At 67.3% G+C, this 13,499-nt stretch carries 9 protein-coding genes; 3 read left to right on the top strand and 6 right to left on the bottom strand.

Translation table 11 applies throughout. The features are described 5' to 3' along the window. Window positions 1-28: 28 nt before the first annotated feature. The 3 genes from meaB to FHP25_RS08435 all read right to left on the bottom strand — a co-directional run bounded on the left by meaB (window position 29) and on the right by FHP25_RS08435 (window position 3,469). The gene (gene meaB / locus FHP25_RS08445) at window positions 29-997 is read right to left on the bottom strand and encodes a methylmalonyl Co-A mutase-associated GTPase MeaB (RefSeq protein ID WP_331461674.1); all 969 of its coding nucleotides are present in this window, start codon (window positions 995-997) and stop codon (window positions 29-31) included. A 221-nt stretch (window positions 998-1,218) separates the two neighbouring features. Then, the gene (locus tag FHP25_RS08440) at window positions 1,219-1,452 is read right to left on the bottom strand and encodes a nucleotidyltransferase family protein (RefSeq protein WP_331461673.1); all 234 of its coding nucleotides are present in this window, start codon (window positions 1,450-1,452) and stop codon (window positions 1,219-1,221) included. Between the two features lie 112 nt (window positions 1,453-1,564). After that, window positions 1,565-3,469 carry an ABCB family ABC transporter ATP-binding protein/permease gene (locus FHP25_RS08435; RefSeq protein ID WP_231712246.1) on the bottom strand — a complete coding sequence of 635 codons (1,905 nt, stop codon included), beginning with the start codon at window positions 3,467-3,469 and terminating at the stop codon, window positions 1,565-1,567. Window positions 3,470-3,556: 87 nt separating this feature from the next. Between FHP25_RS08435 and FHP25_RS08430 the strand changes: the two genes are divergently transcribed. Together FHP25_RS08430 and FHP25_RS08425 are read left to right on the top strand one after the other, a co-directional pair. Further along, the gene (locus FHP25_RS08430) at window positions 3,557-4,420 is read left to right on the top strand and encodes a DUF3108 domain-containing protein (protein WP_178133381.1); all 864 of its coding nucleotides are present in this window, start codon (window positions 3,557-3,559) and stop codon (window positions 4,418-4,420) included. Between the two features lie 87 nt (window positions 4,421-4,507). Beyond that, window positions 4,508-6,067 (top strand): B12-binding domain-containing radical SAM protein, encoded by a 1,560-nt coding sequence (locus FHP25_RS08425; protein WP_147846477.1) that lies wholly within the window; start codon window positions 4,508-4,510, stop codon window positions 6,065-6,067. A 31-nt stretch (window positions 6,068-6,098) separates the two neighbouring features. On the opposite strand, the gene scpA is transcribed toward FHP25_RS08425, so the two are convergent. Next, entirely contained in the window at window positions 6,099-8,252 is a 2,154-nt protein-coding gene (scpA, locus tag FHP25_RS08420; protein WP_147846476.1) for a methylmalonyl-CoA mutase, read from the bottom strand. 116 nt (window positions 8,253-8,368) lie between these two features. Between scpA and FHP25_RS08415 the strand changes: the two genes are divergently transcribed. Then, window positions 8,369-9,316: an alpha/beta hydrolase gene (locus tag FHP25_RS08415; protein WP_147846475.1), complete on the top strand. Its 948-nt coding sequence runs from the start codon at window positions 8,369-8,371 to the stop codon at window positions 9,314-9,316. Window positions 9,317-9,619: 303 nt separating this feature from the next. On the opposite strand, the gene FHP25_RS08410 is transcribed toward FHP25_RS08415, so the two are convergent. Together FHP25_RS08410 and FHP25_RS08405 are read right to left on the bottom strand one after the other, a co-directional pair. After that, a complete protein-coding gene (locus tag FHP25_RS08410) occupies window positions 9,620-11,569 on the bottom strand; it encodes a tetratricopeptide repeat protein (protein WP_147846474.1) in 1,950 nt (649 codons plus the stop codon). 88 nt (window positions 11,570-11,657) lie between these two features. Further along, on the bottom strand, window positions 11,658-13,457 hold the full coding sequence (locus tag FHP25_RS08405; RefSeq protein WP_147846473.1) for an adenylate/guanylate cyclase domain-containing protein: 1,800 nt from the start codon (window positions 13,455-13,457) through the stop codon (window positions 11,658-11,660). Window positions 13,458-13,499 lie beyond the last annotated feature (42 nt).

Below are 13,499 nucleotides of genomic sequence, written 5' to 3'. Positions count from 1 at the left end.
TTGGCGGTGTTCGTTTTCTTCGCTTGGCTCATCGCCCCAAGAACGTCCCCAGGATGCGCCGCGCCGCCGCTGACGGCGCCAGGGCACCGGTCTCGACATCGTGCTCCAGCGCCGCCAGCTGCCGCTTGACCTCGGGGTGCCGGCGCAGCGCCGCCATCAAGGTCTCACCGATCTCGTTCCACAGCCAGGCCCGCGCCTGCACGCCGCGGCGCCTGGCAATGCCGGCCTCGCCCTGCGCGGCGCGGTAGCGGCCGACGGCATCCCACACCTCGGCGATACCGCGGCCCTCGACCGCAGAGCAGGTCCGCACCTCGGGCATCCAGGCGGCGGAGACAGGATAGAGCAGCCGCAGGGCGTTCAGATAGTCGCTGGCCGACCGTTGCGCCGCCCTGGCCAGGTCGCCGTCCGCCTTGTTGACCACCAGCAGATCGGCCAGCTCCACGACGCCTTTCTTGATGCCCTGCAGGTCATCGCCGCCCGACGGCGGCAGCAGCAGGATGAACATATCGACCATGTCGGCGACGGCGGTCTCCGATTGGCCTACGCCCACGGTCTCGACGATCGCCACGTCGTGGCCGGCAGCCTCGACCAGCAGCATCGCCTCGCGTGTCCGCCGGGCGACGCCGCCCAGCGTCGTGCCGGCCGGCGAGGGGCGAATGAAGGCATTGGCCTGGCGCGACAGCAGCTCCATGCGCGTCTTGTCACCCAGGATCGAGCCGCCCGTGCGCTTGGATGACGGATCGATCGCCAGAACGGCCACCTTGTGGCCGGCCTCGATCAGGTGCAGGCCGAACCGCTCGATGAATGTCGACTTGCCGACGCCCGGCACGCCGGTGATGCCCAGCCGCACCGACCTGCCGGTATGGGGCAATAGCGCCGTCAACAGCGCATCGGCCCGCTCGCGATGATCCTCGCGCGTGGACTCGACCAGGGTGATGGCGCGCGCCAACGCCCGCCGATCGCCCGCCAGCAGCGGGGCGAAGAGGGGATCTTCCACGGGTTGCGTCTTTGTTGCCAGCGCGGTCATCACGACCGGTCTAGCGGATCGGATCGGCATTGTCAGCCGTGGCGCGGGCCCAAAGTTCCAAAGGGCATGGCCGCGTCAGGGAAGCGGATCCAATCCCTGCAACATCGACGTAACGGCAAGCTCCAAGGTAGGAAGACCCAGGGTCACAATTGACCAGATCCGAGATCCGAGATGCGATCGTCCTGGCGGCATCAGAAGACGTCCATGGCTTCCGACAGAATGCGGTCACGCAGCAACGGCTTCAGCATCTCACGGCGACAGACCTCGACAGGTCGGCCAAGGGCATCTTCCAGCCGATTGATCACTCCTGCACGATCGAGCAGCGAAAATTTGACATTGGGATCGACATCGATCAGCAGATCGACGTCGCTACCGGGCCGTTCCTCACCACGCACGACCGAGCCGAACAGCGCCAACCGAGTCACGCCACGGGCACGCAGATGTGTGCTCCTCCCGCTTCAATCTGGCAATGATCTCGTCCCGCAGCATCGTCCGCTCCAGACCTAGCCTCAGCATACCAGATCGGGCGTCACCCAGTCACTGCGCCGCCGCCAGGTGCCCCTCGGCGCGCAGCGAAGGCGGCTCCTCGACCTTGCGCGCGGCCTCGGCGGCGGCCTCCTGCTGGCGGCGCCACATGTCGGCGTAGACGCCGTTGCGCGCCAGCAGGGCGGCGTGGCTGCCGCGCTCGGCGACGCGGCCGGCCATCAGAACCACGATCTCGTCCGAATCGATCACTGTCGACAGGCGATGGGCGATCACCAAGGTCGTGCGGCCGCGCGAGACCTCGCGCAGCGACGCCAGGATCTCCTGCTCGGTGCGGGTATCGAGCGCCGACGTCGCCTCGTCGAACAGCAGGATGCGGGGGTTCTTGAGGATGGTACGGGCGATCGCGACCCGCTGCTTCTCGCCACCCGACAGCTTCAGCCCGCGCTCGCCGACCATCGTCTCGTAGCCCTTGGGCAGCGAGACGATGAAATCATGGATCCGCGCCAGCCGCGCCGCTTCCTCGACCTCATCGCGCGTGGTGCCGGGGCGGCCATAGGCGATGTTGTAGTAGACGGTGTCGTTGAACAGCACGGTATCCTGCGGGACGATGCCGATCGCCGCCCGCAGGCTCTTCTGGGTGACATCGCGGATATCCTGGCCATCGATGCGGACGCGCCCGCCGGCGACATCGTAGAACCGGTAGAGGATGCGCGAGATGGTCGACTTGCCGGCGCCCGAAGGGCCGACGATGGCCACCGTGTGGCCCGGCGGCACGGCGAGCGACACGTCATGAAGGATCTGGCGGTCGGCCTCGTAGCGGAAATTGACATGCTCGAAGGTGACGGCGCCCGGCCCGGCGGCCAGAGGCGGCGCACCCGGCTTGTCGGCGACCTCCTCCGGCATCTGCAGCAGATCGAACATCTTCTCCATGTTGACCAGGCCGTCGCGGATCTCGCGGAAGGCGAAGCCGAGCATGTTGAGCGGCTGGTAGAGCTGGATCAGGAAGGCATTGACCGCCACGAAGTCGCCCAAGGTCATGGTCTTGTCGATCACGCCCTGCCCGGCCATCGCCATCACGACCACCAGGCCCAGCGAGATGATCGCGCCCTGGCCGACATTGAGCACCGACAGCGAGATCCGGCTGCGCACGGCGGCGCGCTCATAGCGCTGGCGCGCGACGTCGAAGCGGGCGGCCTCGTGCTGCTCGTTGCCGAAATACTTCACGGTCTCGTAGTTCAGCAGGCTGTCGATCGCCTTGGCGTTGGCATCGGTGTCGCTGTCGTTCATCCGGCGCACCAGCATGCTGCGCCACGCCGACAGCTGCACGGTGAAGACGACGTAGCCCAGGATCGCGGCCATCGTGACCAGCGAGAAGCGCCAGTCGAACAGGAACCACATCACCCCCGCGACCATCGCGATCTCCAGCACCGTGGGGATGATGTTGAACGTCATGAAGCTGATGACGAAGCTCATGCCCTGCGTGCCGCGCTCGATCACCCGCGACAGGCCGCCGGTCTGGCGCTCCAGGTGAAAGCGCAGCGACAGCCGGTGCAAGTGGTCGAAGGTCCGCAGCGCAAGATTGCGGACGGCCCGCTGCGCCACCTTGGCGAAGATGGCATCGCGCAACTCGCCGAAGGCCTGCGCCGTGACGCGGGCGAGGCCGTAGGCCACCAGCAGGAGGATCGGCACCGCCACGGCCTGGGCCAGCGGGTTGGAAAGCGAGTCGACGGCGTGCTTGTAGAACACCGGGACGCCGACATTCGTGACCTTGGCCGCCACCAGCAGCACGGCGCCCACCAGTACCCGCAGTCGCAATTCCGGCGCATTCCGCGGCCAAAGATGCGGCAGGACGATCCGGATCACCTTCCAGGCATCGGTGGGCTTGATCGGGGTTTTGACGGCGTTTCCAGGCGGGTTCATTGCGGCCAGGGCAAGACGAGGGACCACATCGAACATGGCGATCTTGGCACGCGTTGCCAAGGACTTAGGCGTTTGCCTAAAGTTCCGGCCGCCAACGGCTCCGGCAGATTCGAAGGGGTGACGATGCAAGCGAGAGCGGTGATGGGCATCCCCCTGGCGCGGGCGGCGGTCTGCCTGCCGCTCCTGGCTGGCCTCGGCAGCCCGGCGGTGCTGGCGCAGACGCCGCCATCCCCGACGGGGCACGTGGTGTCGCTGGAGTACGAGTTCACCGTCAGCGGCCTGCGCGCCTTTCGCGCCGAGGCGGTGATGCGCATGCAGGGCAGCCGCTACGTCATCGACAGCAAATTCAGCAAGGAAGGCATAGCCGCCGCTCTCACCGCGACCTTCAATGGCAGCAACCGGGCCTGGGGACAGGCCACGGCCCAGGGCCTGCGCCCGCAGGGCGGCTGGTCATGGATCCAGTTCCGTAGCGCGACCCGCACCTGGCAGGTCAGCTACCGCGGCGACGGCACCTATGGCGAAGAGCACAAGCCGCCGTTCACGCCCAAATCCTACAAGACGGTATCGCCGGACCAGAAGCGCGGCGCCTTCGATCCGCTGACGGCGGCCATCTCGGGCGCCCTCGCCGGACACGATCCGTGCGATCGCGTCTATCCCGTGTTCGACAGCAAGCGGCGCTTCGATGTCACGCTGCGGCGGATCAACGGCGAGAAGCTGAGCGATGGCGAGGTCAAGGGCGCTGTCGGCAACGCGACGGTCTGCGAAGCCATCATGAAGCGCATCGCCGGATACGAAGAAGAGCGCCTGAAGCAGGACGCCTACGAGAAGAACCCACCCAAGCTCTGGTTCAGCGCCCTGGACGGCTTCGAGCGGCTGCTGCCCGTCAAGATGGAGATGTCGACCAGCTTCGGCACGGTGATGGGCCGGCTGAAGTCCTATACTGCGCGGCCGATGACGGACGAGGATCGGCGCACGATGGACAAGTGAGCGGCAGCAGCGCGGCATGCCGCACCGTCAGCGTGGGGTCACCGACCCGCACTAGCCTACGGCCACAGCCCATTCGAGGAGAACGAGATGAAAATCGTTCTCATCAACCCACGTTTCGAAACATCCTATTGGGGCCTTGAGCACGCTCTGCCCCTGCTCGACGCGAAGGCAAACCTGCCGGTCGCCTGCCTGCCGCTGCTCGCCGCGTTGACGCCCGCGGAGCACGACGTCGTGCTGATCGACGAGAACGTCGAGCCCATCGACTTCGACCTGTGCGCCCGCGCCGACATCGTCGGCCTTACCGGCATGAGCGTGCAGCGCAAGCGCATGACCGAGATCCTCACGGTGCTGAAGCAGCGCGGCGCCTACACCGTCGTGGGCGGCCCCTGGGTCTCGGTGCAGGAGGACTACTTCGGGTCGCTGGCCGACGTGGTCTTCGTCGGCGAAGCTGAGGAGACCTGGCCACGCTTCCTGCGCGACCGCGAAGCCGGCGCGGCGCAGCATCGCTACGAGCAGAACGGCAGGACCGACATGTCGAGCGTGCCGGTGCCGCGCTTCGACCTGCTCAGGATGGATGACTACGCGGTCGGCAGCGTACAGTTCTCGCGCGGCTGTCCGTTCACCTGCGAGTTCTGCGATATCATCGTGATCTTCGGCCGCCGGCCGCGCATCAAGACCAGCCGCCAGGTCATCGCCGAGCTGGAGGCGCTGCTGGCGACCGGCACGGATACGGCCTTCATCGTCGACGACAACCTGATCGGCAACAAGAAGGCCATCAAGGAGATCCTGCACGACGTCGTCGCCTGGCAGCGCCGCCGCGACTACCCGATGACGTTCTTCGCCGAGGCGTCACTGGATCTCAGCGACGACGCCGAGATGATGCAGCTCATGGTCGACGCCAATGTGCGCATCGTGTTCGTCGGCATCGAGACGCCCAACGAAGCATCGCTGCGGGAGACGAAGAAGCTGCAGAACCTGCGCAAGGGGCATACGCTGCTCGACAAGATCCACGCCATCCAGGCGACCGGGCTGGAGGTGTGGTGCGGCATGATCCTGGGCTTCGACAACGATGATCCGACGATCTTCGATATCCAGCCTGCCTTCATTCGCGACGCTCGTATCGTCAACGCCATGGTCGGCATGTTGCACGCGATCCCCAAGACGCCGCTGCACGAGCGGCTGCGGCGCGAGGGCCGCCTGGATCCCGACGATTTCCCGGATGCCGGCACCAATGTCGTTCCGCTGAAGATCGGCCGACAGGAGCTGCGCGACGGCTACCTGCATGTGATGGAGGCCCTGTACGAGACCGAAGCCTATTTCGACCGGGTGGACGACCTTTATCTCAAGGCGCGCATCCGGCCGGAGGCGACGCGGCTGCGCCACCTGAGGCGCAAGCCGCTGAAGCTGCTCAAGCTGAACCTGACTTGGACGCTGGAGGCGGCGGCGATCACCTGGCGGCTGGCGCGTCGCGTCCCGAGCCGCCGCCTGCGCAACGCCTACCTGCGGCGCATGGCGCGCGTGCTGCGACGGCGCGCCAGCCCCCTGATCCTGCAGATCTACGCTATCAAATGCGCGATGCACTATCACGTCGACGCGCTGATCGCGGAGATGAAGGACGGCCAGCGCAAGACCATCAACAGCTTCTGATCAGCCCGCCCCGCCTGGGGCAGCAGGCCCGCTATGCCGCCTGCTTGGCGCCGCTGCGCAGCAGGGTCAGAATCTCGTTCGCGGCCTTGGGAATGTTCGTCCCCGGGCCGTAGATCGCGCTGACGCCGGCCGCCATCAGGAAGTCGTAGTCCTGGGCCGGGATGACGCCGCCGCACACGACCAGGATGTCGCTGCCGCCCTGGGCGCGCAGCGCCCGGATCAGCTCCGGCACCAGGGTCTTGTGCCCGGCCGCCTGCGAGGAAACCCCAACCACGTGAACGTCGTTCTCGATCGCCTGGCGGGCAGCTTCCTCCGGCGTCTGGAACAGCGGGCCGATGTCGACGTCGAAGCCGAGGTCGGCAAAGGCCGTGGCGATCACCTTGGCGCCGCGGTCGTGGCCGTCCTGGCCCATCTTGCAGACCATCATGCGCGGCCGGCGCCCCTCCTCCTCGGCGAAAGCCGCAATCTCGGCCTGGATGCGGCGGTAGCCGTCGTCGCCGTCCCAGCCCTGATTATAGACACCGGAGATCGACCGGATGACGGCGTTGTGGCGGGTATAGACACGCTCCAGCGCCTCGGAAATCTCGCCCACCGTGGCCCGCACCCGCGTCGCGGCGACCGCCAGCTCCAGCAGGTTGCCGGTGCCGTCGCCCGCGGCCCTGGTCAGCGCGCCCAGCGCCGCCTTCACCTTGGCCTCGTCGCGCGCCGCCTTGATACGCTGCAGCCGCGCCACCTGCGCCTCGCGCACCGCGGTGTTGTCGACCTCCAGGATGTCGACCGGATCTTCCGCCTTGAGCTTGTACTTGTTGACGCCGACGATCACTTCCTCGCCGCGGTCGACACGCGCCTGGCGCCGCGCCGCGGCCTCCTCGATGCGCAGCTTGGGCATGCCGGCCTCGACCGCCTTGGTCATGCCCCCCAGCTCTTCCACCTCCTGGATCAGCTTGCGCGCCTCGGCCACCATGCTGGCCGTGAGGCTCTCGACATAATAGCTGCCCGCCAGCGGATCGACGACGTTGGTGACGCCGGTCTCGTGCTGGATGATCAGCTGCGTGTTGCGCGCAATGCGGGCCGACGTCACCGACGGCAGGGCGATGGCTTCATCGAAGGCGTTGGTGTGCAGCGACTGGGTGCCGCCCAGCACAGCCGCCAGCGCCTCGATCGCCGTGCGCACCACGTTGTTGTAGGGATCCTGCTCCGTCAGCGACACGCCCGAGGTCTGGCAGTGGGTGCGCAGCGCCAGGCTGTCGGGCTTCTTGGGGTTGAACTGCGACATCAGCTCGGCCCACAGGAACCGGCCGGCGCGCATCTTGGCGATCTCCATGAAGAAGTTCATGCCGATCGCCCAGAAGAAGCTCAGCCGCGGCGCAAAGGCATCGACGTCGAGCCCCTTGCCCAGCGCGGCGCGCACATACTCCAGGCCATCGGCCAGGGTGAAGGCGAGCTCCTGCACCTGGGTCGCGCCCGCCTCCTGCATGTGGTAGCCGGAGATCGAGATCGAGTTGAACTTCGGCATGTTCTTTGCCGTGAACTCGATGATGTCGGCGACGATCCGCATGCTGGGTCCGGGCGGATAGATGTAGGTGTTCCGGACCATGAACTCCTTGAGGATGTCGTTCTGGATCGTGCCCGACAGCTGCGCCAGCGGCACGCCCTGCTCCTCGCCGGCGACGATGTAGCCGGCCAGCACCGGCAGCACGGCGCCGTTCATCGTCATCGACACGCTCATCTTCTCGAGCGGGATGCCGTCGAACAGGATCTTCATGTCCTCGATGGAGTCGATGGCCACGCCGGCCTTGCCGACATCGCCGATGACGCGCGGGTGATCGCTGTCATAGCCGCGATGCGTGGCCAGGTCGAAGGCGACCGACACGCCCTGCTGCCCGGCCGCCAGGTTGGCGCGGTAGAACTTGTTGCTCTCCTCGGCGGTCGAGAAGCCCGCGTACTGGCGCACCGTCCACGGCCGGCCGGCATACATGGTGGCCTTGGGGCCGCGCAGGAACGGCGCGAATCCAGGCATGGTGCCCAGAGTCTCGAGGTTCTCCAGGTCGGCCGCGGTGTAGAGCGGCTTGACGGTGATACCCTCCGGCGTCAGCCAGTTGAGGCCGTCCAGCGGTCGGTCCTTGAGCTCCTTCTGGGCCAGCTTTTCCCAGTCGGCGACGGTCTTTTTCGGAAACTCAGCCATGGTCTTGCCCCGGCTCTCGCAATCTGCGCACGATCTTGGGTGCTCATAGCGCATCATCAGCCGGGCGGGAAGGCCGCCCGGCGATGTGCTCCGCTCCCCGGAACAGGAGATCATGCATGCTCGATGCCGAAGCCGCCTTTGTGCTCGACCTCATGGAAAAGGCGGTCGCCGCTGGTCGCCCGCAGCTTCACACGCTCGGCGCGGCCGAGGCGCGCGCCATGGCCGACAAGATGTCGGCCGACGGCGAGGCCGATCCGCCCGAGGTCGCCAAGGTGATCGACGGCGTCGTGCCGGGGCCGCATGGCACCATCCCCTTTCGGCGCTACTGGCCGGCCGGCGTCGATGAGAACCCGATCCCGACCCTGGTCTACTATCATGGCGGCGGGTTCGTGATCGGCAACCTGGAGACCCACGACTCGACCTGCCGGCGCATCGCCAACAAGAGCCGCTGCCAGGTGATCGCCATCGACTACCGCATGGCGCCCGAACACCCGTTCCCCGTGCCGGTCGAGGACTCGCTGGCCGCCTTCCGTCATATCCGTGACAATGCGGCGGCCTTCGACACACGACCCGACCGGATCGCGGTCGGCGGCGATTCCGCCGGCGGCAACCTGTCGGCCGTCGTCTGCCAGCAGGCGAAGCTGGCCGGCGAGGCGGCGCCGGCGTTCCAGATGCTCATCTACCCGGCTACCGACAGCACGACGGTCACCGGGTCGCGACGTACCCTGGGCGAAGGCTATTTCCTGACCCAGCAGCTCATGGACTGGTTCTGGAAGCACTACGTGCCGGCCGGCCAGGACCTGAGCGATCTTCGCCTCTCGCCGCTGCTGGCCAGGGATTTCAGCGGATTGCCGCCGGCCTACGTGCTGACCGCCGGCTACGACCCCCTCAAGGACGAGGGTCATGCCTATGCCGAGAAGCTGCGGCAGGCCGGCGTCAAGGTCACCTACGCGAACTTCCCCGGCACCCTGCATGGCTTCTTCTCCATGACGCGCTTCCTGAAGCAGGGGCTGGCCGCCAACGACGAGGCCGCCGCCGTCCTGGCCGCCTTTTTCGGCCGGTAGCGGCGGGGATGCTTTGCCGCCCCGGCGCGTATCATCCGGTATGCATCCTGGTGGCAGGCTCCGCGTCCCTCCTGAATACCGCGTTGCGGTTGCAGTGATCGTGCTCGGCCTGACATTGTTCTGCATCTCGGTTGGCACGACGCTGGGCGGCCACACCCACTTCCTGCGGTGGGGCATATCCGCCGCGCTGAAACACGGCCCGGCGCTTCCGGATACCGTCGTTGCCAAGCCAGGGCCGCCCCGAGCATCGGCGTCCTCCAACCCTGTGCGTTGATGGCTCGAAGGACGCCCGAACCCAGCCGGCTATGGCATCTTCGCGGCGGCGGGTCCTGGATCAGCCACACAAGCCTGGAGCGGCTCGTCGAGCGACGCCTTCTTTCCAGCTCTCAAGTGTTTGCGTGCGCACGCCAGCGCCAATTGCGCGTCCCCCAACGACGGGTCGAGGATGCTGGCCTCGGCGGCATATCGCTCTGCTTTGCCGAACTCGCCGAGCCGCAGCAACGCCAGCGCGGCGTGATAGCGCACTTCGGCATCAAACGGACGTTGGGCCGCCGCGCGCGACAGGGCACCGTATGCACGCCGATAGGTTGCCGTGACATTCGCCTCCTGGTCCAGGGCCGCGTATGTCGTTGCGAGCTCGGCGTACGCATCCCAAGCCTCCTGGCCGCTGAAGGTCAGCACCTGGTTGAAGGCTGCAAGGGCGTCCAGGTGCTTGCCGCCGGCACGTAGCGAACGGCCCAGCGCCAGTCCGTACCGCGGTTCCGTCGGCATCAGATCAACCGTCTTCTGGCGTTGTACCAGCGCGTACTTCCTGGCATCCGACCGGTCTTCCCGGCCCGACTTGTCCGGGCATCCTTCGACGGACGTCTGGTTCTTCTCGAGGAAATCGGCCATGGCATGCCGGACCTCGGTGTCGAATCGATTTTCGAGGGCAGCGTAGCAATAGACCTCGCGGGCTGCCTTCAGCAGTCCTCCGTCGGGTGGCGTGGTCCTGCGCGCCATTTCGGCCAACGCGTTGCCAACCCCGATGTAGCCCAGGACCGAGCCCGGATTATACTTGACCTGCAGCACGTACTTCTCCAGCGCCTTCGTCGGCTCCTGCGCATCCATCAGGGCGGCGCCCCAATGAGCGTAGAAATCGTTGGGAAACCGGATCCACCACCAGTCATGATCGTGCAGGTAGCGCCGCCATGGCGCGTGCGCCTTCCGATGGACGTTCTCGGCCGACTCGAAATACCCGATGGCTTCCTCGGGCTGCTGATAGAAGAACTGGCGAATGCGGCCGATCATGACATAGGAATAGGCGGCCACGTCAGCACCGCCAGCCGCCAGGCAGGTGCTGACCATCTGGCTGGCGCGCCGCGAATCGGCATCGACGAGACGCCCATCGAGGAAGCGCCGGTACCAGTTGGCGAAGTAGTAGGTCGCGCTGCCGCACGGATTCACCCGCTCGTAGGCACGTAGCGCCGCCCGTTGCAGCAAGGCCTCGAACGTATGCGCGTCAAGAGCGCTGCTGTCGATCTTGCCGTCCGGCGCCTTGTCACGGCAGACGCGCACCTCGACGGGCTCAGCCAGATCGGCGCGGTTGACCGACAGGCGAATGACGACATACACGGCGCGCCCGCCATCGGGACAAGCCGGCGCATCGACCAGGCTCGCGTTGGGAGGCTGCGGTTCGAGCGGATGCTCCGACACGAAGACGTCGCCCCCGATGCGACGCTCCCGGAACCCCAGGAACCGCCGGACGATCTGCACCACGGCCTGAACCGATACCTGGGCACCGGGAATCTCGAGCTTCGGGAGCTCCGCGTCCGGCTTCGATGCCGAGGTGTCTATCTCGCGGAACTGCGCGATGCTCGCCGTCACCTGATCAAAATAGGCACCCATGCGCTGCGCCAGGTAATCGCCCTTGGGTACCTGGCCGACGAGAGTTCCGTGGACATAGATGTCGTCGAAGGTGAGCGGCTCGTTGCTCGACAGGTCGACGATGATCCACGTGCCGACCACGATGCCGCCGACCAACGCAAGACCAGCGACCAGCTTGCGGAGCTGGTCGATCCTGTCCGGCAAGGCGGCGATGGTGCTTGCCAGCGCCGACCACGCTATCGCTGTACCTCTTCGCAGAGGCCGCCAGGCCACCGATGCTGCCCATCCTACCGGACGCCAAAGCCTCCCAGCCCACAGCGCGAGCGGCGAGTCGCGAAGCCAGGCGACGGCGTCAAGCCAACGGCCACCGCTGCCGGTCTGCGGCATGGTCTCTCCTCCGGCCGCCCCGCTCCGGCCGAATGCGCACCGCACGCCCGATGCTCGCGCGATTCCCGCTGCGGTGCAAGCCAGCGCCCTACGCGGTGATGCGCGCGAACGGCACCGGCGCCGCGAACCCCTTGAGCATCACGGTCTCGTCGCGCGATGCGACCCGCAGCAGCAGCGGCCGCACCGCGGGATCGTCGGCGACAGCCCGCGACAGCACGATGTCGCCGCCCTGGCTCTGGCCTTGCAAGCGCGCCGCCATGTTCACCGTGGAGCCGAAATAGTCGAGCCGGTCGTTGAGGTTGACGGCGATGCTGGGTCCCATATGCAGGCCGACCTTCACGACCAGGGACGTGCCGAGGTTGCGGTCCGCCGACAGGCGACGGTCCAGCGCCGCCACGTCGTCGCGGATCGCCAAGGCCGCGCGCACGGCGTCGGCGGGGTCGGCAAAGGCCGCCATCACGGCATCGCCGATGGTCTTGACGATGGCGCCGTTGGCGTCACGGACCGCCCGGCCCAGCACCGCAAAATGCTCCCGCACCAGGTTGAAGGCGGCGGCATCGCCCACCTGCTCGTAGAGCGCCGTCGAGCCGCGCAGGTCGGTGAACAGGATCGTGACCTGACCGACACCCGCCTCGTCGCCCGGTCGCAGGGTGGCGTCGGCGAACAGCTCGCGGAAGGCTTGCAGGGTGGTGACCTCGTGCGCCGTCAGCGCCTCACGCACCCAGCCGCGGGCTTCGATCAGGGCCGCCAGCTCGAAGCCGGCATCGTTGACGAAGCTGACCTCGCCGGCTGCGCCGGGCGGTAACGCCTCGACGCCGTCCGCGACGATGCGCAAGCCGGGAACGGCGCCACCGGCATGCTCGATGTCGACGGCACGGCCCGGATGCAACGTGCGCAGCCGATAGGGGCCGGGCGGCAAGTCGACGGCGACAACGCGCCGCTCGCCCGGCGCCAGGAGCTGCTGCACCAGCACGTGCGGCGTGGTGGCCGGCCCGCTGAGACAGAAGCTGCCGACGCCGAGCGTGCGGATCAGCGGCGAGGGCGCGAACGTGAGCTCGACATTGCGCGCGAAATCGCGACCGTAGTCGATATTGCAGGACGGACAATGGGCGCCGCGCGGCAGCTGGTCGAGCGACGGCACCGTCACCTTGGCGCCGCGGCAATTGGCGCACAGCAGGTCCCATCTCATGTCCAGCATGCGCGCCTTCACGCCGGCCAGGCACAGCTCGATCGCGTTGCGCTGCGACGTCCCGAACGTGCCCGCCAGCGCCTTGGGCCGCAGGCGCTGCAGATCGACCTCCATCGCGCTCACCAGGCGATCGGCCAGGCGCCGCGCCAGTCCATGGGCGTAGCCGGTGGCCTCGGCATCACGCACCATCGCCTCCAGACGCTCGCGCACGCCGGCTGGCAGCACGGGCGCGGCGTAGTCGAACATTATCGGCGCGCTGCCGCGCAGGAAGGCCACGGCCTCTCTCATGCGCCGCTCGATCGTGCGGCCAGCGCTGCGCGCCAGGCGCACGCCGCTCAGCTTGCCCAGCCAATTCACCGGCTCCCAATGCAAGGCGTAGACGACCGTGCTGCCGGCGCCGGACGGCGTGATATCGAGGGTCGGGCCAAAGACGCGAAACGGCCCCTTGGAGAAGATGCGGGTCTGGCGGAAGCGCCGATGCAGCACCCACTCATAGGGCTTCTCTTCCCACGCCAGCGCGATGCCAGCCACGGTGCCCGTGCCGCGCCGCAGGACCGTACCGTTGGGCTGCGCGACCTCCTCCAGGCGATAGGACGGCAGGCCGAGGATCTCGTTGAACCGGTTGGTGTCAGCCAGCACCGGCCAGATCACGGCCGGCGACAGATCCTCGAAATGCCATGTCCATTCGACCTTGGCCATCGGCCGGTCTTCCCCATCGCAGGGCCCGCATGCGCGTTCTTC

Source organism: Vineibacter terrae (assembly GCF_008039615.1).
GTDB classification, from domain to species: domain Bacteria; phylum Pseudomonadota; class Alphaproteobacteria; order Reyranellales; family Reyranellaceae; genus Vineibacter; species Vineibacter terrae.
This window is presented reverse-complemented; position numbering and strand designations above follow the sequence as displayed.

Bases quoted from the DNA above. Each gene is read 5' to 3' on its own strand.
- FHP25_RS08405 (WP_147846473.1), bottom strand. From the start codon at position 13,457: ATGGCCAAGGTCGAATGGACATGGCATTTCGAGGATCTGTCGCCGGCC.
- FHP25_RS08425 (WP_147846477.1), top strand. From the start codon at position 4,508: ATGAAAATCGTTCTCATCAACCCACGTTTCGAAACATCCTATTGGGGC.
- FHP25_RS08415 (WP_147846475.1), top strand. From the start codon at position 8,369: ATGCTCGATGCCGAAGCCGCCTTTGTGCTCGACCTCATGGAAAAGGCG.
- FHP25_RS08430 (WP_178133381.1), top strand. From the start codon at position 3,557: ATGCAAGCGAGAGCGGTGATGGGCATCCCCCTGGCGCGGGCGGCGGTC.
- scpA (WP_147846476.1), bottom strand. From the start codon at position 8,252: ATGGCTGAGTTTCCGAAAAAGACCGTCGCCGACTGGGAAAAGCTGGCC.
- FHP25_RS08435 (WP_231712246.1), bottom strand. From the start codon at position 3,469: ATGTTCGATGTGGTCCCTCGTCTTGCCCTGGCCGCAATGAACCCGCCT.
- FHP25_RS08410 (WP_147846474.1), bottom strand. From the start codon at position 11,569: ATGCCGCAGACCGGCAGCGGTGGCCGTTGGCTTGACGCCGTCGCCTGG.